23 protein-coding genes are annotated in these 24520 nt (G+C 49.0%); 16 read left to right on the top strand and 7 right to left on the bottom strand.

Annotation, left to right across the window (positions count from 1 at the left end; genetic code table 11):
• Positions 1-152: 152 nt before the first annotated feature.
• Entirely contained in the window at positions 153-2690 is a 2538-nt protein-coding gene (locus EXY20_RS31740) for an O-antigen ligase family protein (RefSeq protein ID WP_135556443.1), read from the bottom strand.
• A 179-nt stretch (positions 2691-2869) separates the two neighbouring features.
• On the opposite strand from EXY20_RS31740, the gene EXY20_RS31735 reads away from it, so the two are divergent.
• The 15 genes from EXY20_RS31735 (at position 2870) to EXY20_RS31665 (ending at position 17071) form a co-directional block, all read left to right on the top strand.
• Entirely contained in the window at positions 2870-4582 is a 1713-nt protein-coding gene (locus tag EXY20_RS31735; RefSeq protein WP_235886295.1) for an HAD-IIIC family phosphatase, read from the top strand.
• Positions 4579-4815: an acyl carrier protein gene (locus tag EXY20_RS31730; protein ID WP_167859667.1), complete on the top strand. Its 237-nt coding sequence runs from the start codon at positions 4579-4581 to the stop codon at positions 4813-4815. The genes EXY20_RS31735 and EXY20_RS31730 overlap by 4 nt, the downstream gene beginning before the upstream one ends.
• Positions 4815-5408, top strand: coding sequence for a GNAT family N-acetyltransferase (locus EXY20_RS31725; protein WP_135556440.1), 594 nt, complete (start codon positions 4815-4817; stop codon positions 5406-5408). Before EXY20_RS31730 ends, EXY20_RS31725 begins: the two co-directional genes overlap by 1 nt.
• The gene (locus EXY20_RS31720) at positions 5395-5805 is read left to right on the top strand and encodes a VOC family protein (protein ID WP_135556439.1); all 411 of its coding nucleotides are present in this window, start codon (positions 5395-5397) and stop codon (positions 5803-5805) included. Before EXY20_RS31725 ends, EXY20_RS31720 begins: the two co-directional genes overlap by 14 nt.
• 15 nt (positions 5806-5820) lie before the next feature.
• Entirely contained in the window at positions 5821-6948 is a 1128-nt protein-coding gene (locus EXY20_RS31715; RefSeq protein ID WP_135556438.1) for a DegT/DnrJ/EryC1/StrS family aminotransferase, read from the top strand.
• A 25-nt stretch (positions 6949-6973) separates the two neighbouring features.
• Entirely contained in the window at positions 6974-7750 is a 777-nt protein-coding gene (locus EXY20_RS31710; protein WP_135556437.1) for an ABC transporter permease, read from the top strand.
• Positions 7751-7757: 7 nt separating this feature from the next.
• Complete coding sequence (locus EXY20_RS31705; protein ID WP_207671360.1) at positions 7758-8498, top strand: ABC transporter ATP-binding protein; 741 nt, start codon at positions 7758-7760, stop codon at positions 8496-8498.
• Between the two features lie 16 nt (positions 8499-8514).
• A complete protein-coding gene (locus EXY20_RS31700) occupies positions 8515-10245 on the top strand; it encodes a glycosyltransferase family protein (protein ID WP_135556435.1) in 1731 nt (576 codons plus the stop codon).
• A 17-nt stretch (positions 10246-10262) separates the two neighbouring features.
• Positions 10263-11213: a glycosyltransferase family 2 protein gene (locus EXY20_RS31695; protein ID WP_135556434.1), complete on the top strand. Its 951-nt coding sequence runs from the start codon at positions 10263-10265 to the stop codon at positions 11211-11213.
• Between the two features lie 59 nt (positions 11214-11272).
• Entirely contained in the window at positions 11273-12127 is an 855-nt protein-coding gene (gene rfbD, locus EXY20_RS31690) for a dTDP-4-dehydrorhamnose reductase (RefSeq protein ID WP_135556433.1), read from the top strand.
• A 135-nt stretch (positions 12128-12262) separates the two neighbouring features.
• Positions 12263-13006 carry a sugar phosphate nucleotidyltransferase gene (locus EXY20_RS31685; protein WP_135556432.1) on the top strand — a complete coding sequence of 248 codons (744 nt, stop codon included), beginning with the start codon at positions 12263-12265 and terminating at the stop codon, positions 13004-13006.
• 13 nt (positions 13007-13019) lie between these two features.
• The gene (gene rfbC, locus EXY20_RS31680; protein ID WP_135556431.1) at positions 13020-13580 is read left to right on the top strand and encodes a dTDP-4-dehydrorhamnose 3,5-epimerase; all 561 of its coding nucleotides are present in this window, start codon (positions 13020-13022) and stop codon (positions 13578-13580) included.
• Between the two features lie 2 nt (positions 13581-13582).
• A complete protein-coding gene (gene rfbB, locus EXY20_RS31675) occupies positions 13583-14554 on the top strand; it encodes a dTDP-glucose 4,6-dehydratase (RefSeq protein ID WP_135556430.1) in 972 nt (323 codons plus the stop codon).
• A gap of 236 nt (positions 14555-14790) precedes the next feature.
• Positions 14791-15657 carry a glycosyltransferase family 2 protein gene (locus EXY20_RS31670; RefSeq protein WP_135556429.1) on the top strand — a complete coding sequence of 289 codons (867 nt, stop codon included), beginning with the start codon at positions 14791-14793 and terminating at the stop codon, positions 15655-15657.
• Between the two features lie 7 nt (positions 15658-15664).
• Positions 15665-17071, top strand: coding sequence for an undecaprenyl-phosphate glucose phosphotransferase (locus tag EXY20_RS31665; protein WP_135556428.1), 1407 nt, complete (start codon positions 15665-15667; stop codon positions 17069-17071).
• A 43-nt stretch (positions 17072-17114) separates the two neighbouring features.
• On the opposite strand, the gene EXY20_RS31660 is transcribed toward EXY20_RS31665, so the two are convergent.
• From EXY20_RS31660 to EXY20_RS31645, 4 genes are read right to left on the bottom strand one after another with little or no spacing between them, the layout of a single operon-like run.
• Positions 17115-17321: a hypothetical protein gene (locus tag EXY20_RS31660; RefSeq protein ID WP_135556427.1), complete on the bottom strand. Its 207-nt coding sequence runs from the start codon at positions 17319-17321 to the stop codon at positions 17115-17117.
• Positions 17322-17344: 23 nt separating this feature from the next.
• Positions 17345-20305 carry a DEAD/DEAH box helicase gene (locus EXY20_RS31655; protein WP_167859666.1) on the bottom strand — a complete coding sequence of 987 codons (2961 nt, stop codon included), beginning with the start codon at positions 20303-20305 and terminating at the stop codon, positions 17345-17347.
• Positions 20302-22011, bottom strand: a complete 1710-nt coding sequence (locus EXY20_RS31650) for an SWIM zinc finger family protein (protein ID WP_135556425.1) — start codon at positions 22009-22011, stop codon at positions 20302-20304. The genes EXY20_RS31655 and EXY20_RS31650 overlap by 4 nt, the downstream gene beginning before the upstream one ends.
• Before the next feature lie 30 nt (positions 22012-22041).
• Positions 22042-23022, bottom strand: a complete 981-nt coding sequence (locus tag EXY20_RS31645) for a PfkB family carbohydrate kinase (protein WP_135556424.1) — start codon at positions 23020-23022, stop codon at positions 22042-22044.
• A gap of 167 nt (positions 23023-23189) precedes the next feature.
• Here EXY20_RS31645 and EXY20_RS40355 point away from each other — a divergent pair, with 167 nt between their 5' ends.
• Positions 23190-23318, top strand: coding sequence for a hypothetical protein (locus EXY20_RS40355; protein ID WP_268966444.1), 129 nt, complete (start codon positions 23190-23192; stop codon positions 23316-23318).
• Positions 23319-23401: 83 nt separating this feature from the next.
• On the opposite strand, the gene EXY20_RS31640 is transcribed toward EXY20_RS40355, so the two are convergent.
• Positions 23402-24001, bottom strand: coding sequence for an NADPH-dependent F420 reductase (locus tag EXY20_RS31640; RefSeq protein ID WP_135556423.1), 600 nt, complete (start codon positions 23999-24001; stop codon positions 23402-23404).
• Positions 23998-24423 (bottom strand): MerR family transcriptional regulator, encoded by a 426-nt coding sequence (locus EXY20_RS31635; RefSeq protein ID WP_135556422.1) that lies wholly within the window; start codon positions 24421-24423, stop codon positions 23998-24000. Before EXY20_RS31635 ends, EXY20_RS31640 begins: the two co-directional genes overlap by 4 nt.
• Positions 24424-24520 lie beyond the last annotated feature (97 nt).

Here is a 24520-nt window from a genome sequence, read left to right as displayed (position 1 = left end):
TTTATGAGAGTTCCCTATTGGCAGAAACGATTTTTCCTGTCAAAAAAGTTGCTATCACGGTACGTTTCCTGCCTTCCGCTTGACCCGGCGCATATGACGACTGCAGCAAAAAAGCCGATCACCCATTGCAGGCGATCGGCTTTCGAACCGACTTACTTCGTCAACTTGTCGTACTCTTCTTTCTCCTTCGGGTCAGCGGCGATCAGCTTGTCGTACAGCGCTTGATCGGCTTGACCGGTCTTCTTCAGCGCAGCCAAATAATAGCGAACTGCCGAACGATCGGTTGTGTTTTGGAATTTCAAGTTTTGCGTATCAGCTATTGCCGGTTTCAGCACTTCCGCTGCGCCGGCATAATTTTTGTCCGCAAATGCCATCTGTCCCATCGACAACCGCATCGATGTTGTGACCTTGAAGTCGCGGCCAGCGAGCTGTCCTTCCGGCAGTGTTGTCAGAAACTGCTGCTTCTTCGCAACTGCTGCAAACAATGCCTGCGCTTGGTCAAAATATTTCTTCTTCGTTGCAGCGTCGTTACTGTTCGCCGCGGCGACGCCAAGTTGCCCCATCAGATCTAAGGCGCGCTCATAGAAACTGGAGCGATTGTCGGCCGGGTTCGGCGCATCGACTACTTGCGTATCCCAGGGAAACAGGCGAATGCCGTCCAGCATGACGTCAAGCGCTTGCGTCGGTTGTTGTAGCGTCATGGCGTGAGAATAACGTTCTTCGAAAACGCCGCGGTTATAAGGCTCTTTTTTCGCCACTTTTTCGACAAGCTTAACGGATTCGTCCATATAGGCTTTTTTGGATGCGTCATCCTTCGATTGTTCATACGCCTGATCCATCAAATTAGCTTTCAGCAGCAAATAATCCGGATGATAAGGCTTTAACCCGATCGCTTTGTCCAGCAGAGCCAAACTCTCCTGGAACGGCTGCTGCTCCCTCAAGCTGGTGTAGGTTTGTTTGTAGAAGCGGTCGGCGCGGAAATGGATAAACACCGATACGAGAAGCACCACGGCGATCACGCTTACCAGCGACGGGTAAATCCAGCGCCACCGTTCCCAGTCGAACAGTTTCTTTTCTTCGGCAAGCGGTCGTAACGCTGACATCGCCGTCATTCCGCCAAGCGACAGGAAAATAATCACGCCCAGATAGGCGTAGCTCATTTCGAAATCGATGATACTGTGCACAAGAATACACGTTGCGACTATGAAGAAGATGAGTCCTTTGTCGCGGTCCTCTGCATCCTTCGCCGTCGCTTTGCGTATGAACAAATAATAGATCCAGCCCAGAAACCCGAGCAGCAATACGAATCCGAAGAAACCAACATCAACAACATATTGCAGGAAAAAATTATGCGCTTGCCGCACGATGTACGGGTTGTTTTGATACTTCTCCCAGAGCGCCGACCAACCGCCGCCGCCGGTTCCGAATACCGGGTAGTCGCCGATAATTTTCGTTGCGTCCTTGTACAGCGTGCCGCGTTCGAGTACGCTGTGCTGGTTGAAGTTGATGCTTTCCACACGTTTCGCGAGCATATCCGGAAGCAGGTTTTTCACCGCATCGGTGGCGAAGAGCAAGATTACCCCGAGCGCGCCGATCACAACAATCAGCAGCGGGTAGGCGATCGGCAGCCATTTGACCGATTTCCACTTGGCAAAACGGTTCTCCAGAAGCGGATGCACATATCGTTGCATTAGCCAGATCACAGCGGCTGCAACCGCGGCGGACAAGATCAACCGCCACCAGCCGTCGAATGAATCGCCGCTGAAGATGGACAACAGGCCGGAAACTTCACCGGTCCGGTTATATTGGGTGCTGAAGTCAGTCGCAATCGGTTCGCCGATGGAAGTGAACTTGTCCGACAGGATGACGGCTAGTCCAACTCCGATCAGTAAATAGATCGACATCATAATCTGTCTGGCAAGCGACAGGAATGGCAAAATCAGCACAAACAGGATCGGCAGCACGACATATCCGCCGCGGGACTGCGTCAGCAAGAGCGAGTTCAGGATGGGCACCAGCATCAAGCCGTTGGCGACAATCCAGTACCACTTGCGCGTCGTAACCGCCAGGTACAGGCAACAGAACAACATCGCCAGCAAATAGGCGGCATAGGCATTGGCATATTGGAATACGGAAGTGATACGCAATCCTTGATCCAGCATGACGGCGTCTTTAAAATAGGTGTTTCCAAACAAATTCAAGTAGCCGAACAAAACGATGATATATCCCGAAATGACCAGCGTCAGTTGGAAAATCGTCGATCCGAGATTGTTTTTTCCCATGTAGCTTCCGATTAAATAAAAGATGGCATACATCGAGACGATAAATACCATGTTAGTCGCAAACTGATGGGAAGCCGCATTCGTCAGCGATATGACATACGAGAGCGGGAGCAGCCATACTGCGAAGCTTAGCAGATCCCGATGATCGCGAAGTCTCCAGTGGAAGAAGAAATAAATTGCCGCTACCACAAGAAAAATACCGCTCCATAAGACGGCGGAATAAATGGGGCCTTCGTACTGCGCGATATTACCGTTGAATAAAGCCGGGCCGTTCTTGTTGTACGGCACGAACACAAGAAAATAAACGACGAACACCATCGATAACCAGAAGAGCAGCGAACTCTTGTCCGTGTCGGATGGTGCCGCAATCGCCGCTTTGGCCGTACGATTCGGATTTTTCGGATTCATAGAGACGGACTCCTTTTATTTAAAAAACTATCTCATATAATATCATAACCGGAATCTTAATCCAACAGTCTGGAGAGGTGGACACGAACTTTTGGATATGATAAATTGTACTTGCGCCTTTATCGATAGAATTTGACAAATTCCTGTAAAATGTGCCACGAAAGAAGGTTTGAGTATTGATGCAAATGGAGCAAATCAATGCAATTAATTTGCTACTCGGCTCCAGTCCGGCAAGAAAATCATTAAAGCCGGTAGACGCTTCGGATAAGCCGAACTTGATCAATATCCAAGTCGATCGAACGATGCCGTTCGAGTTTATCGGCACTGCGCTTCCATCTTTCGGTAGTGTTTGGGGAGTATCGTTCAATTTTACTTACTCCGATTATGACCCGGCTTTATCGCAGATAAATGTCGCGCAAGAATTAGCGGATATTCACATCATGTGGTTGGATTGGAGAATTTATCAGCAATCGATGTCAGCGCAACAGGCTGTTAACTGGCTGGAGGATAGGATCCGGACATTGCGATTGTCATCTACCAAACCGATTTTGATTAACAACTGGCCGGAGCAATATAGCCTAGAGAGTAGAATGTTTTCATCGCGAACAGAAGCAAGGGGATGGGTTCGCTCTCTTAATAGTTTGCTAGAAGAGGCGGCAGAAAGAAACACAGCCACCTATTTAATAGATCTGGCTTATTTAAAGAGTGGCGGCGATCTTTCATTTTTTGATGGCCGGAATGATTTGATGAGCAAGTATCCGTTTTCAGATAAGGCAAGTATTTTGATTGCGCAGCATCTCGGCCTCCAAATCATTCCCGCGTTGTTACTGCCCCGATTGAAGGCTATTGCTTTAGACTTGGATGACACGCTGTATCGCGGAGTTCTGGGGGAAGATAAGGCAGTAGGCGTGAAGCTGACGGAAGGTCATTTGCACTTGCAGCACTTGCTGTTAAAACTTAAACAGTCGGGAATCATGCTGACGATTTGCAGTCGCAACGAAGAAGCGGATGTCCGAGAATTGTTTCAATTGAGACAAGATTTCCCATTGAAATGGGAAGACTTTGCCGCTGTTAGCGCGAATTGGTCTCCTAAAGCAGATAATATTCAAACACTAGCCAAAAGATTGAACATCGATGCCTCGGCGTTCTTATTTCTTGATGATAATCCGGCCGAACTATTGAAAGCAGCGGCCTTTTTGCCTCAAACCAAATTGCTTCTGGCCGATGAAGATGCCAATTCGACTACCCAGAAGCTTTCCATATATCCTGGCGTTTATCAGTTGAGGGTCGACGATGCTGCCGCCCTGCGTACGGCAGATATTCAAGCTTTTACGGAAAGAGAAAAATTGAAGCAAAACGCCGGCAGTTTGGTTTCGTATTTGGAAAGCTTGCGAATGGTGGTTAGGATTTACGAAAACTATAATTACCACATCTCGCGTCTTCATGAAATGAGCCATAAAACGAATCAATTTAATTTGGCTCTGAAACGCATCGGCGAGTGGGAAGCAAATGAATATATGTTGGAAAAAGATAAATACTGCACGTTTACAATTGGATTGGAGGATGCACTTTCGGACAGCGGTATTATTGGCGCGTTCATTGCTTCCGTTCAGAACGATAAAGCGATAGTATTGGAAGTTTTATTTAGCTGTAGAGCACTGGGCAGGGAAATTGAAACCATTGCTTTCCATGCATTTCTGAAACGATTGCTTGAGCGAGGATGCAAGGAACTGGATATTCATGTCACGCAAGGCGATCGCAACCAGCCTGCAAGACAATGGATATCGAAGCACGTGACATCCTATTCGGGCATCAATCTTGCAAAGTTACATGAAACGTTGACTTCCATTTGTCATGAATATCCCGTAAAACTGGAGGTAGTTCAATCGTGAGTGAGCAGTTGGAAAGTCAAGTATACGGAATTCTTTTGGAAGTACTAGGTATTCAAGAGAAATTGGTTCAGGATGCAAACCGGGATCAAGTGCCGAGTTGGGATTCCCTGAAGCACATGGAACTAATATTTCGACTGGAAGAAGAATTCAATATCCGGTTTTCGATGGAACAAGCCGCAGTGATGAAAACTGTAAAAGATATTTCTAGAGTAATCGAGGAGCTAAAATCATAATGCTTCACGATATTACAGTGGAAAAATTCGGCATTCGACTGAGGCCAGTTGCGATCGAAGATGCGCGATACATCTATGATATACGCAACAGAAAAGACCTTGCGAAGTACATTGGCGAAATGAAATTCGATTTTTCGATTCATCTTGCTTGGTTGAATAAATATTTCGATCGCCCGGGCGATTATTACTTTTGCATTGAACTGCTGTCCGGCAAAAGAATTGGAGTTATCAGTATTTACGACATTATTAATGGAATTGGCGAATGGGGGAGATGGGTAATTGAGCCTCCATGGCCCGCGGCACCGGCAAGTGCTTGGTTGATTTATCACGTTGCTTTCGATTTGTTGAAACTCAATAGTGTTTTTTGTAGATCGGTTGTCGATAATATTCACGTCATTTCCTTTCATGACAATTCCGGCCTGGAACGCGACAATGTTGAATCGGGTGGAATGGTTATCGACGGAAAGCCTTATGATTTGATGACGCATGTCCTTCACCATGCTAAATGGGAAGAAACCCAAAAAAAACTAGAAAAATCGGCGAAAGTAGCAGAGCGCTTTCTTGCGGAGGCGAAACAATTTGAGTGTCATTAGTCCGGGCGATTTTCGATTCCATCATGTAGGACTCGCTTGCAAACAGATATCGGTTGAAATGAAAGCCCATATGGCGTTGGGTTTTGCCCAGGAAACTGATTTCTTTTACGACCCTATCCAAAAAATTAACGGGATTTTTGTGGTAAACTCGGGTGTACGAATTGAATTGCTTGAACCAGCGGTCCCCGACTCTCCATTGAAAGATATTCTTCAGCGTGGACAGAAGATGTATCATCAGTGCTTTGAATGTCCCGATCTCGATCGATCGATCGAATATTTGGAAGGGGTAGGAGCCAGACCGGTAACCAAACCGGCTCCTGCTGTTGCCTTCAACGGAAGAAGAATTGTTTTTATAATGCTTCGAACAATGATGCTTGTCGAATTAATCGAAAGTTAATCGGGGGGATGAAAAATGGGGATTCAATTGTTTGTTCCTACGTTTCGCGTTGATGAGTGTTTGGCGGAGATCAGAGAATGCTTGGAGAAGGGCTGGACGGGACTGGGTTTCAAGACGGTCGAGTTCGAGAACAAATGGAAAGAGTATACAGGACTGCCGAATGCGCATTACTTGAACTCGGCTACGGTCGGCTTGAGTCTGGCGCTGAAAATTTTAAAAATGGAAAATGGTTGGGGGGATGGAGACGAAGTCATTACGACTCCTCTTACCTTCGTCTCGACCAATCATGCTATTAAATATGAAGGGCTGGAAGCTGTTTTTGCCGATGTCGACGAATATTTGTGCTTGGACCCGAACGACGTGAAACGTAAAATCAGCGATAAAACAAAAGCGGTATTGTTTGTAGGAATTGGCGGCAATACGGGCCGGCTGAATGAAATCGTAAACCTTTGCAAGGAATATAACCTGAAGCTCATTCTTGATGCCGCTCACATGGCAGGTACGCGTTTTTCGGGAGAAATGCCGGGTAAAGAAGCAGATGTTGTCGTTTATTCATTCCAGGCAGTGAAAAATCTTCCGACTGCGGATTCGGGAATGATTTGCTTCAAAAATCCGGACCACGATGAAATTTGCCGGAAGTTGACGTGGTTGGGGATCAATAAAGATACTTATGCCCGTTCCGGTGAAAAAGGCTCGTACAAATGGAAATACGATGTTGAGTACGTAGGGTACAAATATCATGGCAATTCCATTATGGCGGCAATCGGCCTTGTGCAATTGAAATATTTGGACCAGGATAATGCATACAGAAGGCAGTTGGCCTACTGGTACGATGCTAATTTTAAGAATGTTGACCGCGTTAAACCGATTCCGATCGCGGACAACTGCGAATCGTCTCGTCATTTGTATTGCATTGAAGTTAATAATCGTGATGAATTGTTGCTTGCTTTGAACGGGTGTGAAATTTATCCGGGGGTTCACTACAGGGATAACACAGAGTACAGAATGTATTCCTATGCCAAGGGAACGTGCCCCAATTCCCATCGTTTGAGCGAGAGAATTTTGTCTCTTCCCATGCATTTGAGAATGACCAAAGCAGACGTCGATTATGTGAGTCAAAAAGTCATCGAATATACCGAATAAGGCCAAAAGCAAAGAGGTAGTGATCATGTTTAGTAAATTGATTGAACTTTATCGATTCCGGGAAGTGTTATTTAATTTCGCTTCCCAGGAGTTGAAAGTAAAATACAAAAAGTCGGTTCTGGGATTCCTATGGTCCTTGTTGAATCCCGTATTAACTATTAGCGTTTCCAGTATGGTATTTGCAGCGATTATGAGATTCGAGCTCAACAACTTTGTCGTTTTCATTTATAGTGGACTTCTTCCTTGGGGATTTTTATCCTTAACCATCGATGGATCTCCTAATGCACTTATCAATTCCGAAGCGTTCATCAAAAAAGTATATATTCCGAAGTTGATATTCCCGTTGGCAGGCGTATTATCGAATTTTATTAATATGATTCTGTCCATGCTGTCGCTCTTCATTCTTCTTCTCTTTATTGGCTTAAAAGTGACACCGGCCTTGTTGTTTCTGCCGTTTTCTTTTATTATTGCGTTTATCGCGGCTTCCGGAATTAGCTTCATTTTATCGACTGTTACGGTGTTTTTTCGCGATATTCGGCATATGGTTGGTGTAGTAACCTCCGCGTTTTTTTATTTAACACCGATTTTGTATCCGCTAGAGCATATTCCGGCCAAATATGCATGGATCATCAAATTCAATCCTTTTTACTATATCGTCCAATTATTCCGGTATCCATTATATTATGGTTATTTTCCTAGTCTCAAAATCCTTGTGATTAGTATATCGGTCTCATTGCTTTTGGCAATTGTGGGATATGTCATTTTCACGAAGAATGAGAAAAATTTCGTTTACAGATTGTAGGTGGATTATGGATTCTCGTGTGACTCTGAAAGATGTTTGGCTCAAGTTCAAAATTTATGACGATAAAGGATCCACCCTGAAAGAAACGATTGTAAACACCATCATGCGACGCAGAACAAATAGGAAAACGGAGTTTTGGGCGCTTAAGGGGGTTAATATCGATTTTCGTTCGGGGGATCGAATCGGCATAATTGGAAACAACGGCGCGGGGAAAAGCACGACATTGAAGTTGATTACCCGGATCTACGAGCCGACTACGGGCACTGTAGCAACGCAAGGGAAAGTTGTGCCTTTGATCGAGCTTGGGGCAGGATTCAATCCGGAGCTATCTGGCTACGAAAACATTTTTTTGAATGGCGCTGTAATGGGAATCAGCAAAAAAGAGATGGAGAAGAAGATCGAAGACATTATCAACTTTTCCGAATTGAGGGAATTTATATATACGCCTATCAAGTATTATTCTACGGGAATGTATTTGCGTCTAGCCTTCACGATCGCAACTGAAATAGCGCCCGAAATATTGATCATCGATGAATTGTTTGCGGGTGGGGACGTCAATTTTGTCAAAAAAGCCGAAAAGCGTCTAAATGATTTGATTGACAATTCTCACATTGTCATTATGGTTTCCCACAGCATGGATTTGATCAAAAAAAATTGCAATCGAGTATTATTACTCGAGCAAGGACAAGTCATTGCAGACGGCGAGCCGGAAGAGATTATCAATTTTTATTTGAGTCGCAACAGCTAGTTATAAGGAGCATTTCATGAAAACGAATGTTCTAGCTATTCTAAATGGCCTCATCCCATCCACCATTATAGGGATCGTGAAACCGTTATTATTGTTGAGCAGGCAAGGCGAAATTAACTTCAGAACCGTATTGACCCGATTTTGTACCGATGCCGACGTTGCCAAAGCGGACGTCATCGTGTTTTGCAGAAATTCGGACCCCAAGGATCTGGAACTGCTGTTGCTAGCCAAAAAAATGAGCAAAAAGGTTATTTACGAGATCGATGATAATTTTTTTGAAATTGATTTGCGTTCCGATCTGGGGCGTTTTCATCGTCACCCTGGAAGGATTTACGTACATCAAAAGTATTTTGAACTCAGCGACATCGTTCATGTCTACTCAAGGCCCATGTATGAAACAGCCACCCAGTACAGCCAAAATGTTAATAAAGTTAATGCCTATTTTGACTTTCATTTGTTGGAGGGATTAACTCCCAAACAGAGCAATAAGATAAAAATCGCATACGCTACAAGCCGCGGTGCTGATGATATTTCCATTGATTATTTTCAATTGGCATTATTGAATATCATGAAAAAGTACGGCCATTTAGTGGAAGTATACTTTTGGGGACAACTGCCGGCTGATTTTAAAGGATTAAAAAACGTACGAAAGATGCCCTTCGAAAGGGATTACAATAAATTTGTCCGTTCGTTCTATCTGGAAGGATTCGATATCGGAATTGCCCCGTTGAAAAACGATGTTTTTCACCGTTCCAAAACGAATAATAAATTTCGCGAATATGGCGCTTGTCGGGTAGCCGGAATTTATTCCAATGTCGATGTGTACACGGATTGTGTGGTAGATGGCCATTCTGGTCTCATTGTGGACAATGATTACGATTCTTGGTACAAGGCGCTTGAATCGTTAATTGTGGACAATGATTTGCGAGAAAGAATTAAAGAAAATGCCCAGCAGTACGTAAAAGAAAACCATTCGATAAACAGCGCTTTGGAAGTGTGGCGTAAGAATATTACTTACGTTACCAACAGCACGAACAAAAACGAAAAGCCGATCCCTAATTATATTGGTTATTTGCAAGTGCTGCTCATCATCGATCCGAAAAATGAGGCGCTTGTTCAATTTAGAAAGAATGCATTCGATGAAGTTTGCATGCTTTATCCAATTAAGGTTACAACGGTTCATATTTCCAACTTGGGGATAATGGATTGGAGCCCGTATGACCTTGTAGTTTGTTTTGCCTATGAATTTAAAAGTTTTTTTAAACAAATATCAATCTACAGGAAAATCCCCATTCCGCTAATTCTAGATTTCGCATGTATACTGACAGAAGAAAATGAAAAAAAACTGCATAAATCTTTGCGACAACTTACATTAACGACTTTCATACCTAGCTTTTTCAATATAGCGACAATCAGAAAGTTGGCAGTTTATAAGTTGGATGGAGTGGTACAACTGAATAGAAGCGATTTTGCGTTTCTCAAGCATGCAACAGATCTTATTGATAAGGATGCTAAAGGGTTCTTTTCAACCGAATCTCCCACGATAAAGTGGATTGAGTTGTTAGCTGAGTACAAACCATCCATGCAGAAAAAAGGTTCTCGGCTATTGACATTGATTCAAAGGAAAGCCCGAGGAATCAAACGCCGCTTTAGTTCCTTTTACTCGAAATATTATCGTATTTATCGAAGTGTGATTTCCACTTATCTTTTGCTATTTAAAATTAACGTTTTAAAAAAATACGATTGATGAATACTAGGACAAAGATGAAAACAGTCAGTGTTCATATAGTAACCTATAATAGTGCGGCAACAATCGGCCACTGTATTGAGTCCGTTTTAAAGCAGACTTATCCGATTTCTCAATTCATCATTATTGACAATTTTTCATCTGATCGTACGTTGTCAATCGTTGAATTGTATTCTAATCTTACTATTGTACGGAATCAGCACAATGTAGGATTTGCCGAAGCGCACAATCAAGCTATTCGTATGACAGCGAGTGACTTCGTTTTTGTATTGAATCCCGATATGGTACTTACCGACGATTTTGTAGAGCAACTAATGCGATTTGCTGAAACAAAAGACAGAGTCGGCGCGCTTACAGGAAAACTCTTGCTTTCATTTCAACCGGAAATCGTCGATTCAACCGGGCTAGAGATTGATCGCTTCAGAAAAGTAAACGATCGTGGTGCAGGAAGCGCCGCCGCACAATTTACCCAATCTGCCGAAGTTTTTGGGGTTTGCGGCGCGGCTGCATTCTATTCAAGAGAAATGATTCGGGATATTAGTGTTTTTGACGAATTTTTTGACAAAAAATTCTTTGCATACAAGGAAGATGTTGATGTAGCCTGGCGTAGTCAAATATTCGGTTGGCATTCTTATTACGTCTCGACAGCAATTGGCTATCATGAGCGAAACTGGAAGAAGTGGGCGAGGAAAAAACAAGCACGTTTCATTAGGCAACATTCCTACATCAATCGGTATCGAATGATGGTTAAAAACGAAGAGTTTCTTTCGTTTTTAACGCATTTTGTTTTTATTTTGCCTTACGAAATTATAAGCAACGGTTACTTTTTACTTCGAGAACCGTTTGTATTCCGGGCATGGGTGCAATTCTTTAAAGAGTGCAAGCATCTTTATCGACAAAGACAATTTATAGCTCGAAGGCGGCGAAAAAAAAACAAGCACATTTTTCAAAAATGGTTAAACAACTGAGATTCTGAAACATATAATGAATTGACTAAGTCCAGTATTTCTGCAAGGAGGGAGTAATAGTGAGGATATTAATAACCGGGGGATCGGGACAACTTGGTACAGAATTGACGAAACGGTTTGGACCGTCAGAAAACTCGGAAGTATTTTCATTCTCTCGTTCAGAACTGGATATTACAGATCTCCATCAAGTGAATTCGATTATTCTATCTATTCGGCCCGATGTTATTTTCCACACGGCCGCATTTACGAATGTCGATTCTGCGGAGAAGGAGATGGAAAGGGCGTTTCAAGTAAACGCTATGGGCACAAGAAATGTCGCCGTTGCATCACAGAAAGTAAAAAGCAAGTTGGTTTATATAAGCACGGATTATATTTTTGACGGTACGGTAACCAGGCCCTATCATGAATTTGATCTGCCATATCCGAGGAACGTTTACGGACGTTCAAAGCTGGCAGGAGAGCATTTTGTACAGTGCTTAACAAATCGCTTTTTTATTATCCGAACTTCGTGGTTATATGGAGCATATGGTGACAATTTTGTGAAAAAAATTTGTCGATCTGCTCAAGAAAATAAGCCATTAAAGGTTGTAAACGATCAGATAGGTTCTCCGACGTATTGCTATGATTTGGCAGAATGGCTTGAAATATTGGTGAAAACGGAGTTTTATGGTGTATACCATGTTTCAAATTCAGGGGCATGTTCTTGGTATGAGTTTGCACAAGTAATTTTAAAGGAAATTAATCGCAATGATCTTGCTATTGAAGCTGTTGCTTCGTCAGTATTTGATCAAATTGCTCCACGGCCGGCTTTTTCCGTTTTGGATAACCTAGCCACCCGTCTAAACGGATTGCCGACAATGCGCAATTGGTATGCAGGTTTAAAGCACTTCTTGAATGTTGTATCTGAAAGTTAATAAAGTTAAATCGAATATATTACAGAATCTGTGTATAATAGTACACTTTTTTTTTGTAAAATAAAAATAGACAAGCATTTTATCGATAATATAATTATAAGAATTAGGGTACTCTACTAATTGGAGGTAGGAATTGTGAAAGGAATTATATTAGCTGGTGGAACAGGCTCGAGATTGTTTCCACTTACCAAGGTAACCAATAAACATTTACTGCCTGTCGGGAAATATCCGATGATCTATCACGCCATTGAAAAGTTGTTAAAGTCAGATATCAATGACATCCTGATCGTAACTGGTCGCGAACATATGGGAGATGTAGTAAGCTTATTGGGGAGTGGCACCGATTTCGGAGCCGAATTTACCTACAAAGTACAGGACCAGGCCGGGGGAATTGCACAAGCCCTAGGCTTGGCCGAAAATTTTGTTGGCCGCGATCAAATGACCGTCATTCTGGGTGACAATGTATTTGAAGATGATATATCTGTCTACGTGAACAATTTTCGCCAACAAAAAACGGGTGCGAAAATATTGCTGAAAGAGGTACACGATCCCCAGCGATATGGGGTAGCAGAATTGGGGGGAGACAAAATTGTTTCCATCGAGGAAAAGCCACGTGTCCCCAAAAGCAATTTTTCTGTGACAGGAATCTACATGTACGATAGTTCCGTGTTTGAAATCATTCGCCTGCTGAAGCCTTCGGCTCGCGGGGAACTGGAAATAACGGATGTCAACAACGCATATATTGCAAAGAATGAATTGTCGTTCGACGTATTACAAGGCTGGTGGACGGATGCCGGCACACACAGTTCCATCGATAAGGCCAACGAATATGCCAAGGATATTGTGTTCGGCGAACAGTTTGGAAAATTGAAGCTTTAAGAGGTGAATAAATTTGAAGTTGGTTCATGCGGCTTTAAGCGATGTTTATTTGATCGAGCCCTCAGTATTTGGAGACAGCCGAGGCTTCTTTATGGAAAGCTATAATCGGAAAAAGTACGAAGAACTCGGCTTGCACGATGATTTTATACAAGACAATCATTCGTTATCAACGGAGTCTGGGGTTCTCAGAGGGTTGCATTACCAGTTGAGCCCTAAAGCACAAACCAAATTGGTACGCGTGGTGGCTGGTGTCATCTTCGATGTGGTTGTAGATATTCGTAAAGGCTCGCCAACATTCGGGAAGTGGGCAAGTTTTATTTTGTCTAGCAGCAATAAACGTCAATTATTAGTTCCAAGAGGGTTTGCACATGGGTTTTGCACGCTATCGCCCAATACGGAAGTAGTATATAAAGTGAATGAATACTACGCTCCAGAACTCGATAGAGGGATTATATGGAACGACCCAACTGTCGCAATCGACTGGCCGGTATCCTCGCCCATTTTGTCAGAGAAAGACGGTAAGCATCCAGAGTTGGCTCGAGCGGACAATAATTTCGTATATGTGGGGGCATAAGGATGAGAGTGCTTGTAACCGGTGGAGCAGGGTTTATCGGCAGTAATTTTGTAATGTACATGTTGAAAAAGTATCCTTCGTATCAAATTTATAACGTGGATGCATTGACATATGCAGGAAATCTTTCGAATTTGAAAAGCATAGAGGATCAATCCAATTACAAATTTGTGAAAGCAGATATCGCGGATAGAGATGCAATGAAGCGAGTTTTCGATTCCGGTATCGATTTCGTGGTCAATTTTGCGGCTGAATCGCACGTGGACAGAAGTATTACGGACCCCGATATTTTCGTAAAAACGAATGTGCTTGGCACACAAGTATTACTCGACTTATCCCGGCAGTTCGGTGTCGATAAATTCGTCCAAGTATCGACGGATGAAGTATATGGTTCCTTGGGAGACACGGGATTGTTTACGGAGCAAACTCCTATTGCACCCAACAGCCCGTATTCTTCTAGCAAGGCGGGGGCCGATATGTTGGTTCGAGCGTATCACGAGACCTTCGGACTGCCCGTCAATATTACCCGGTGCTCCAACAATTATGGTCCTTTTCAGTATCCAGAAAAACTGATACCTTTGATGATCGCAAATGCATTGGATGATAAGTCATTGCCTATTTATGGTGATGGTTTGAATATCCGAGATTGGTTATACGTTGAAGATCATTGTAGCGGCATTGATCTTGTTTTGCACAAGGGTGCGGATGGCCAAGTGTATAACATTGGCGGTAGCAACGAGAAGACTAATATCGAAATTGTGAACACCATCTTGGAGCAACTGGGGAAATCAGACTCCTTAATATCTTACGTAACCGATCGTCTCGGTCATGACCGAAGGTATGGAATTGACGCTACCAAAATAAAAACCGAGCTCGGTTGGCAGCCGGTTCATCATTTTGCATCCGGTATACAAATGACCATTCAATGGTATCTTGATAATGAAGCATGGTGGAGGAAGATTATCGACAAGCAATAAACGTAGTTACATCTCTTGTGGGACTAAGTTAATAATTTTAAATGATAAACCGCTCGGAAATTAAAAATATACTTGCATAAGGTGATTGACAGAATGTAGTCAAATAGATGAAGTATATTTCGTCCATTTTTTATCTGTGTATTGCATTCCATTGGAATAGATAGAGCTTCTATTTATATTTGATAGTAATTTAGTAGCATATAATAATCATTTTATAGAGGGGAGTGGCTCCCCCCATGGACCTATCCATCCTAATCCTAAGCTTCAATACGCGAGACTTAACGTTGCAAGCGCTGCGGTCGGTCGATCGATCTGTTACCTCGTACACGTACGAAGTCATTGTCGTCGACAACGACTCGAAGGACGACTCGGTCGCTTGCATCCGCAGCGAGTTTCCGCAGGTGCATCTGATATGCAACCGCGACAATATAGGCTTCGCCAAAGCGAACAATCAAGCGATGAAGGTGGCACGGGGGCGGTACTTTCTGCTGCTCAACTCGGACACGGAAGTGGCGCCGGATTCGCTGGACATTATGCTGCGCTTCATGGACGAGCGTCCGCGGGTCGGCGCCAGCGGCTGCAAGGTGGTGCTGCCCGACGGTTCGCTGGATAAAGCGTGCCGCCGCGGGTTTCCGACGCCGTCGGCATCGTTCTACTACGCCTTCGGCATTGCGAAGCTTTTTCCTGACAAGCCGCATTTTAATCAATACCAGCTCGGTTATTTAAGCCCGGACGAGGAATATGCTGTCGATTGTTTGGTCGGCGCGTTCATGCTCGTTCGCCGCGAAACGGTCGAGCAGGTGGGGATGCTGGATGAAGCTTTTTTTATGTATGGCGAAGATGTGGATTGGTGCTACCGGATCAAGTCGGCCGGATGGGAAGTGTACTATTACCCGCGAACGACGATTATTCATCATAAACGGGCGAGCAGCCGCAGCAAGCCGATCAAAATTACGTACGAGTTTCATCGCGCGATGGTATTGTTCCACCGGAAACATTACCAAAGCAAATACAATTTTGTGGTGAACGGGCTTGTTTATGCGGGGATCGGCGTTAAGCTTGGATTGGCGGTTGCCAGAAACGAAATCAAGCGATTGAGGTGACAGGGGAATGATTCGCAAAAATCAAAGCGTGCTGCCGCAAGTGTATGGGCTGACGGATTTTATTGCGATTCAGGCGGCATTCGTTCTCGCTTGGTGGGCCAAGTTTATGTCCGGCTGGTTCGCGAACGAGTCGCACTTGTCGTTCAATTCCTACATGGTATGGATGCTGTTGTATGGCATGATTGCCGTTGGCTTCGGCTATGTAACAAATTTTTATTCGCCGAAACGGAAAAAGCGGTTTTCGTTCGAACTGTACAAAATCGTCCAGATCCACGCGGTCAGTTTGCTGGCGCTGCTTAGCATTTTGTTCCTGTACAAGCAGGTGGACATATCGCGGCATTTCCTGGCATTGTTCGTCGGTTTAAATGTCGTCCTGCACGGCGCATACCGCTTCTATATCAAGCTGCTGCTGCGGCGGCTGCGCAAGAAAGGGTACAACAAGCAATACGTGCTGATCCTCGGAGCGGGGAGCTTGGGCAGGCGGTTCTACAAAAATTTGCAGCAATATCCGGAGCTTGGTTACGAGGTGGTCGGGTTTCTCGACGATTACCAAACCGGACAAGAAGAAGCACATCGGGGCTATAAGCCGATTCTGGGCAAGGTAGACGAATTGGAAACGATTGTGGGGAAAGTGCTGATCGACGAGGTGATCATTGCGCTCCCGCTGACGGCCCACAGCAAGTATGGCGCCATCATTTCAGTATGCGAAAAAGCGGGCTTGCGTACGATGATTATTCCGGACTTTTACGATTATTTGCCGGCGCGGCCGCACTTCGATAATTTCGCCGGCTTGCCGTTGATTAATGTTCGCGACATCCCGCTTGACGACATGGGCAACCGTTTTTTGAAGCGAGCCTTCGATATTGCGTTTTCGCTTGCGGCGATTATCATCACGCTCCCGCCGATGATCGCCATCGCGATCGGGGTGAAATTGACTTCGCGCGGGCCGATTATTTTCAAGCAAGAACGGGTCGGGCTCAACCGGCGTACGTTCTCGATGTACAAGTTCCGCTCGATGCGTGTCGATTCGAAGCTAACGGCGGATACCGGCTGGACGGTGGCCAATGACCCGCGGCGTACGGCGTTCGGCAGTTTTCTGCGACGGACGAGCCTGGATGAGTTGCCGCAGTTTTTCAATATTTTATTCGGGCATATGAGTGTCGTCGGTCCGCGGCCGGAGCGTCCGCATTTTGTCGAGCAGTTCAAGGAGGAAATTCCGAAGTATATGGTCAAGCACCATATTCGGCCGGGATTGACGGGATGGGCGCAAAGCAACGGCCTGAGAGGCGACACGTCGATTGAGGAGCGCATTTCGCACGATATTTTCTACATTGAGAACTGGACGTTCCTGTTCGATGTGAAAATCATTTGGAAAACGATTGTCAACGGCTTTATCAATAAGAATGCATACTAAAAGGCAGCCACGACAGGGTTGCCTTTTAGTATGCGACACAGCCCTAAGATCCGATGCGTTGCGCCACGCGTTCGTACCACTGCCGCCAGGCGGGCGACAGGCCGTCCAGGTGAGGGGCGGGGGCTTGTTGGCCCGGCGGCGATGGCGGGGCAACAGGCGCCGCGGCAGCGGGTGCCGCCGATTGTTCGCGCTCCGGCTTGTGATGCCGCAGCGCTTTTTGTTGCTTTTTGTCGCGTTTGCGTTTGGACATGACGTAGGGTGCCTCCTTCTAGCCTAGCGTTCTGCCCGCGTGTGACGCAGCATGAACAAGTCTTGCAGCTCGCTCGTTGATAGCTCGGTGATCCAGTTTTCGCCGCTGCCGACGATTTGGCTGCTAAGCTCCTGTTTGCGCTCGATCATGTCGTCGATCCGTTCCTCAATCGTGCCCAAGGCAATAAACTTGTGCACCTGAACGTCGCGGGTTTGACCGATCCGGTAGGCGCGGTCGGTAGCCTGGTTCTCGACGGCCGGATTCCACCAGCGGTCGAAGTGGAACACATGATTGGCCGCCGTCAAGTTGAGCCCCGTGCCGCCTGCCCGCAAGGACAAGATAAACAATCCCGCGCCCTCGGCATCTGCTGTCGCCCCATGCTGAAAGCGGTCGATCATCCGGTCGCGCGCCGATTTGGCCACGCCGCCGTGCAGGAAGAGCACCGGCTCGTTCAATTGCTGCGCCAGCAGCTCTTGCAGGATGTGGCCCATGTCAACGAATTGGGTAAACACCAATCCTTTTTCCCCTTCGGCACGCATTTCCTGCACCATCTCCACCAACCGGGCCAGTTTGTTCGAACGTTCCGCGTTCAGCCGCCCCGCCTGCTCTTTGGTGAACAGGGAGGGATGGTTGCAAATCTGTTTCAGTTTGGTCAAGGTGGCCAAAATCAAGCCGCGCCGCTCCATCGCCTGCAACGTTTCGATCGTTTGCAGCATGTTCTGCACGGTGCTCTCGTACAGCGCGGTTTGTTCGGTCGTGAGGGAAACGTAAGTTTTGGCTTCGTTCTTCTCCGGCAACGACAGCCGGATATTCGGGTCTTTCTTCAGTCTGCGCAGCAGGAACGGACGCACCAGACGCTGGACTTGCACGATTTGTGCGGCATCGTTCGTCCGTTCGATGACGTTGACATAACGCCGCGTGAAGTCGCCCAGGCTGCGGAGATAACCGGGATTGATAAAATCGTAAATCGACCACAGCTCGGTCAACCGATTCTCCAGCGGCGTGCCGGTCATGGCGATCCGGTGATCCGCTTCCAGCCGCCGGATGGCGGAAGATTGTTTGGTTTCGGCGTTTTTGATGTTTTGCGCCTCGTCCAGGCAAATGCAGCTCCAGCGCACGGAAGCGAGCTCCTCCTCATCTAGATGGGACAAGGCGTAGGAGGTGATGACCAGATCCGCTCCCGCAATCGCGGCGGCGAGCGAAGCACTTTTTGGCCTTCCCGTTCCGTAATGCACCTGAACCTGCAACGTGGGGGCGAATCGCTCCAATTCCTTCTGCCAGTTGCCGATTACGGAAGTCGGCGCGATCAGCAGCGCAGGTGCCGTCGGCTGCTCCGAGAGTTTCGTATGCAAGAGGTAGGAGATAAACTGAATGGTTTTGCCCAATCCCATATCGTCGGCCAAACAGGCGCCGAGCCGGAAGCGGCGAAGAAACGCCAGCCACGAGAACCCTTCCGCCTGGTACGGCCGCAGCGCCCCGAGCAGACCAAGCGGCGCGGGGAGCGAGGGCAATGTTTGCGTATCGTGCAGCTGACGGATGAAGCCCAGCCAATAGTCGTTCAGTTCGACCGTCAGGTCGATGCTGCGGTCGGTTGATTCGGCGCTTGTGCCCTCGACGGCAGCGGTCGATTCGACCGCATCAACGGGCTGGTCTTCCGCCCCGAGCAAGTGCAGTTCCAGCACGTCCCGCAGCGACATCCCCTCTTGACGAAAGCGCGCAAACAGCTTGAGGAGCTGCCTGAGCTGTTCGGGAGCGAGATGCACCCAGCGGCCGCGGTAACGGAAGAACGATTTCTGGCGCTCGACAGCCCGCCTGAACTCCGCCTCGTTCAGCTCCAAATCGCCCAAAGCGATACGCCAATCGAAGTCGACGATCTGCTGCAAACCGAGCATGCTGCCCGGTTGTGACGAGCCTGATTCGGGGCGCAATTGGGCCCGAACCTTCGGTTTCATCAGCCGCAGCTGCTCCCACCAGGAAGGCAGCGCAACGGGACAACCGGCCCGGATTATGGCCAAGCTCTGCCGTTCCATAAAGGTCCATGCCTCGTCATCGGTCAGCTGGTTGCGCAGCGTGCCCGCATCGGCTTCATCGGCGAACAGCTCAGGCGCCGCGCGACGGATTCGCGCGACAACCCGCGTTGTTTGGTCGGCCAAATAAGGCTCCCATTCGGCTGGCAAGAGCCCGGAGGAGAGCTTCTTTTGCCCCAACTCGATTGCTGCCGGTTGCCCCGTTCCGTCGCGGCTGTGCAACGCCAATTGCAGGCGCCAATGCTCGTCGTCCGTCGGTTCGACCAATTGCAGCGTCGTGTGGAACGGACACTCGTCCGTGCTCCAGCCGATGGCAATCAGCCATTCCGTTTCTTCTTCGTAAACCGGGTGAACCGCACCCGGAGAAGCCGCGGCGCTGTTCGCCGCTGACGGCAGGCCCGAGCGAACCGCCGGATGGGCGGCGGCAACCTCATCCCAGGCGCTGGCGAGCGTTTCTTCGCTGCCCATCCAACTGGCCAACACCGCGTCCAGCCACATCTCCGGCTGCGGCAGCCGATGCTGCTCGGCCGAAGGTACGATTTCCGCCAGCACGTCCAGTCGATCCTGGGGAAGCAGCAGTTCCCAACCGAATCGACCTTGCCGATGTTTGGCAAAGGAGGGCTTGTACCAGCCGCCCGCAAGCGATTCGAGCAACAGCTGCGCCATGCGCTGCAGCACGGCTGCTGCCGGATCCCAGCGCAAGCCGGCAATCAACATGACGGGAGGGTCGGCCATATACGCCAGTCCCATCGATGCAGGGAGCAAATAGCCTTGTTTGCCGTTGTACGATCCGCTTTCAATCAACGATCCGTAGAAGGACGGCTCATGCCAGACGAATAACTGCTGTTTCAGCTGAAATAAAGGGATGCCGGCGCCGTCGTCGTATGCTCCGTGAAGAAACAGTTGCCCGTCCGAAAGGTAGCGACAGGATACTACAATTGTCCGATCCGCGTTCATGCGTGCAGATTTCCTTTCCGCAGTTCCTCTTGAAACGCCCGCAAGCGGGAATAATGCTGCGACAGATGGGTCATATACTGCTTCCATCGCGAGGAGGCATGCAGGTTGTCATAGAGCGGACGCAGCCTCGTGAGCAGGTGGACCGCCGCTTGATATCCGTCGCGGTTCTTCGCTTCGATCAGCAGTTCGATCGCTTGATGGTAATAGGGCAGCAGAGCAGCCGGTTCATCGGCGGCAATCTTGCGCATCGCCCCCGCATCGGCATGCAGCGGCAGGATGTTGTGAGCGATATGCAATTCGACCCATTCGCGGTAACGGCCTTGTTCCATGGCGTGTGCGGTATACATGGCCTGGCTGGCTGGGAACAAACGAATCAACACGGTGTTCCATTCGTCCGTTGCCTGGACGGCGGTGCTGACGTCCCGCCACATGCTCAAATAATACGCCATCTTCTCCCGATCGGTATTTGCCATCGCAGGCAGCAGCCAGCGGAGCCAGTGCAAAGCGCGCGGCCACATGGCGGATGCGCGAAATGCCCTCAAATAAGGAAAAAACGATTCCGGTTCGACCTGGCTTGTCAGTTTCTCAAGCGTGGCAATGGCCTGGTCGTCGCGGTCTTCGACAACATCGAGATGGGCGAGCGCCTTGGTCAGTTCCTCGCGCTGGATCGTATGCTGCTCGGCCTTGGCAATCGCGTTGCCCAGCCGGTGCCGTTCGGCATCGAGAAGCGGTTTGACGGAGAACAGGTTCCACCACAGCATCCGATAAATGTGCGGCCAATCAATAGCCGTCCTGGCCTGCGGGAAGGCATGAACGGCGATGTAGTCGATTGTTTCCCGCAACAAGCCGGCGTGGCGCGAGTAAACCTCTCCCCGATCGATGTCGAAAGCGAGCTTCAACAAATCCGCGGTCAAGTCGCGGATCAATTGGCGGTATGTAGAGTGTTCGGATTCGTATAGATAGCGCGTCATCGACCGTACATACGCTTCATTGATCAAGCTTATCAAATGCAAATGCGCATGGATGGCATACAGGTTGCGGGTAATCGGATCCCACTTGGAAACGGGATCCAGCAGCTGCGCTTTCGTCCGGGTCCCCCACGATGACAGCATAGATTTGGGAGATCCAAGCGGTTTGTCAGTCGTCCGTTGAAAATAACGGTGCCAGCTGCCCACTGTCCCGGCCGGTGATGGCAATGCATCATCGCTCTGCCGTTGCAGCGGGGACTTTGGCTGCGGTGCAGTGCGAACGGCGGGAGCCATGGCGTTGGCCGGTTCGGTTTGCTGCTTGCGCTGCGCGTCCGGCGCAGCTGCGGGCGGGCGGCGCTTCGCCGGCTTCGAGGTGCCGTTTCGGTCCGCTTCGGCGACGGCGGCAGCTGCGTTGAAGGTTGACATGCTCAGCGCAAAACGTCTGAACACCGCATATAATACAGCCGCGATATGCTCGCAGTGGTCAACGCTTGGGCAGGAGCATGTGCTGCTCGCCAACCGGCTCATATGGACGAACGCTGCATAAGATTTCAATCCGTCTTTCACCTGCGCGCTGGCAATCCAGTCATCATCCACAGCGAGCATGGTGACCCCGCCTGCCTGGCGGTAAAGGTTCATCCCGCCCACGATGAGATGAGGATCGAACCAATCGAGCATATCCTTGTTAATACGCTCAATGAGCGGAGCGTCGCGCTGGCTGACGAACAGTTTGGCCATGGCTGGTTCTCCCTAATGATTTCGTGACGGTTATTTGCGCATGTACAGCCGCTCGAACAGCGGATCCCGGCGCATGCGATCGCGCAAATCGGGGCACGTGCTTTCCGCCGATTCGATCGTCCAAGCAGCGACGCGGGTGCCGCATACGACCGCTTCGGCCAGCGGCAAGCCGCGCACCAGGCCGGTGACGGCGCCCGAGAAGAAGGCGTCGCCGGCGCCGGTGGAGTCGACCAACCGAACCGGAAATACCGGCTGGTATCCGGCTGTCCCGGCTGCGTCGTCGCAATAGACGGAGCCATGCGCGCCCATAGTGACGACGATCGACTGGACGCCGCTTTCGTTCAAATAAGCACGCAGCAGCGGAATGATGGCGTCCGCGGCTTCGGCAGCCGGCATGGAAGCCAGCATCGCCGACAAATCGGCGTTCAGCAGCCGTTCGGCTTCATGGTGGTTGCAGATGAAGCAAGCCATGCCGCGCAGCAGCTCGGGATGGCGCGAGATGACATCGAAGTTGCCGGGGATGCCGTACACCGGCTTCTTGTACAGGGCGGCCAGCTCGACAACGCGGCGCGATACTTGTTCGTTCAAGTCAAGCTCCAGCACTACATGGGAAGCTTGGCTTATCGTTTGTTCTCCCTCAAGCCGGATCAGTTCTTCATAGTGGGCAAGGTCCGGCATTTGCGAAATGGAGCCGGCCAGGTTGCCGTTCTCGTCGAGAATGGCGAGCCACATGCCCATGCCTTCTCCGTCATATTTGGCGATATGGTCGCAGTTGATCCCGTTCCGGGTCAGCCGGTCAAGCACTTCTTGACCGATGCCCGACCGGTCGGCAGTCGTCAGGAAAGTTACGGGTACGTCGAGGTTGGCCATATTCTCGGCTACGTTGCGCGCGACGCCCCCGTGGACGAACTCGATCCGGCCCAAATTGCGCGACAAGGCGTGATAGGGTCCGCCGGCAAACCCTTTGCAATCGATAAAAATCGTTCCGATGACAACAACGGAAGCGTTCATGGCGCGAAAACTCCTTTATGCGGCTTTTTGAACTCTCTCTTTAAGACCGGCCAAGGTCCTGCAGATGATAGTTCTATTATAATGAATGACGATGTATCCGCAAACAAGCAGAAGCGTATAAATAGCAAGAAGAGAACCGAAACTGGTAGCGAGCGGGAGGTGCTGCCATGTTCCAACATGACGATTCGAATCCGGAAGATCCCGGGGCCGTAGGCAGAGGCGTGCTGTTCGGCGTTGCGCTTGGGGTGCTGTTTTGGAGCGGGCTGTTTACGGTATATTGGTTCTGGATCAAATAAGATCGGCCGCCGCTGCACGCAGCCGCAAACGACAAAAAGGACGTTGCCAGGCGGCGACGTCCTTTGTTGCATCGTGCCGCGCCTTACCTGCGCAGCACCCGCAAGCCGTAGTTTCGCCCGTATAGCGGCGAAAAAACTCCCCACAAGGCGATGATCGCTTCTTCGACTTTCGCCATCTCCGCAGAACCGCCTACGTCAACCGGGTCAAGGCCGATATCGGCCGCCAGCCCGGATACGATCGCTTTGGCCTCCGCATCGTCGCCGCTCACGAACAAACTGGCGTTGATGGCGTCATACTCCGGCTCGGCGATCACTTCCCACGGCAGCGTATGAAACGCGCGGACGACGCGGGCGTCGCCGGCCAGCCGCCGGACTTCGCCATCGGCCGACTTGCCGTCGTACCGGTTGGTGCAGTTGATGACGATTTTGCCTGTCAGGTCTCCGGCATCGGCAAAAATCCGTTCCAATTCGGAGGGAGGGACGGCCAGCAACAGGACTTCGCCGAACGCTGCCGCCTCCCGAACGGTTCCGGCCGCGGCGTTCGCGCCCGCCTCCCGAAGCAAGCTTCGCATGCGTTCGCCATGCGGGTCGCGCGAGCCGAACATGACGCGATGCCCGCTTGCCGCCCATAATTTGCTGAGCGTGCCGCCGATATGTCCCGATCCGATCGAAGCAATGTTCATCGTACAATCTCCTTTTCCACCCATTGGTTTCGCTCTTGAAGTTTGTGCCGGTAATAGGCAAGTTTCGTTTTCGTTTCCTCAATAATGGCGTCCAGTTCCCGCCGCTGTCGTTCCATCCCGGCCAAATGGTCCGCCAGCAGCCGTTCCCGGTTCGCCGTTATTTCCGTTTCCTCGGCGCTCCAGGAGGAGGGAGGAGTGTGCAGGCATCGGCCGTCCTGCAGGAAAGCTTTCAATTCGTCGAGGGACAGGCCGGTTTTTTTCAAGCAATGAATCGAAACGAGCCGTTTTACGTTGTCCTCGCTGTAAGCGCGTATGCCGCCCGTACGGCGCTCCGGCGATTCGAGCAAGCCGATCTTTTCGTAATACCGCAGCGTATCGGGGCTAAACCCGGTCAACTCGGCCACTTGCCGGATGGTGTACATGCGGGAGACCTCCTCTCGATTTGATCATACTCGCTGGAGTCGACTCCAAGTCAACTGGCGGAGCGAAAAAAATAGGCGGCCGAGGTACAACCCCCGG

This window comes from Paenibacillus cymbidii, from assembly GCF_004764705.1.
Lineage (GTDB): Bacteria > Bacillota > Bacilli > Paenibacillales > NBRC-103111 > Paenibacillus_AN > Paenibacillus_AN cymbidii.
Note: the sequence above shows the minus strand (reverse complement) of the source record. Positions and strands in the feature narration are given on the sequence as shown.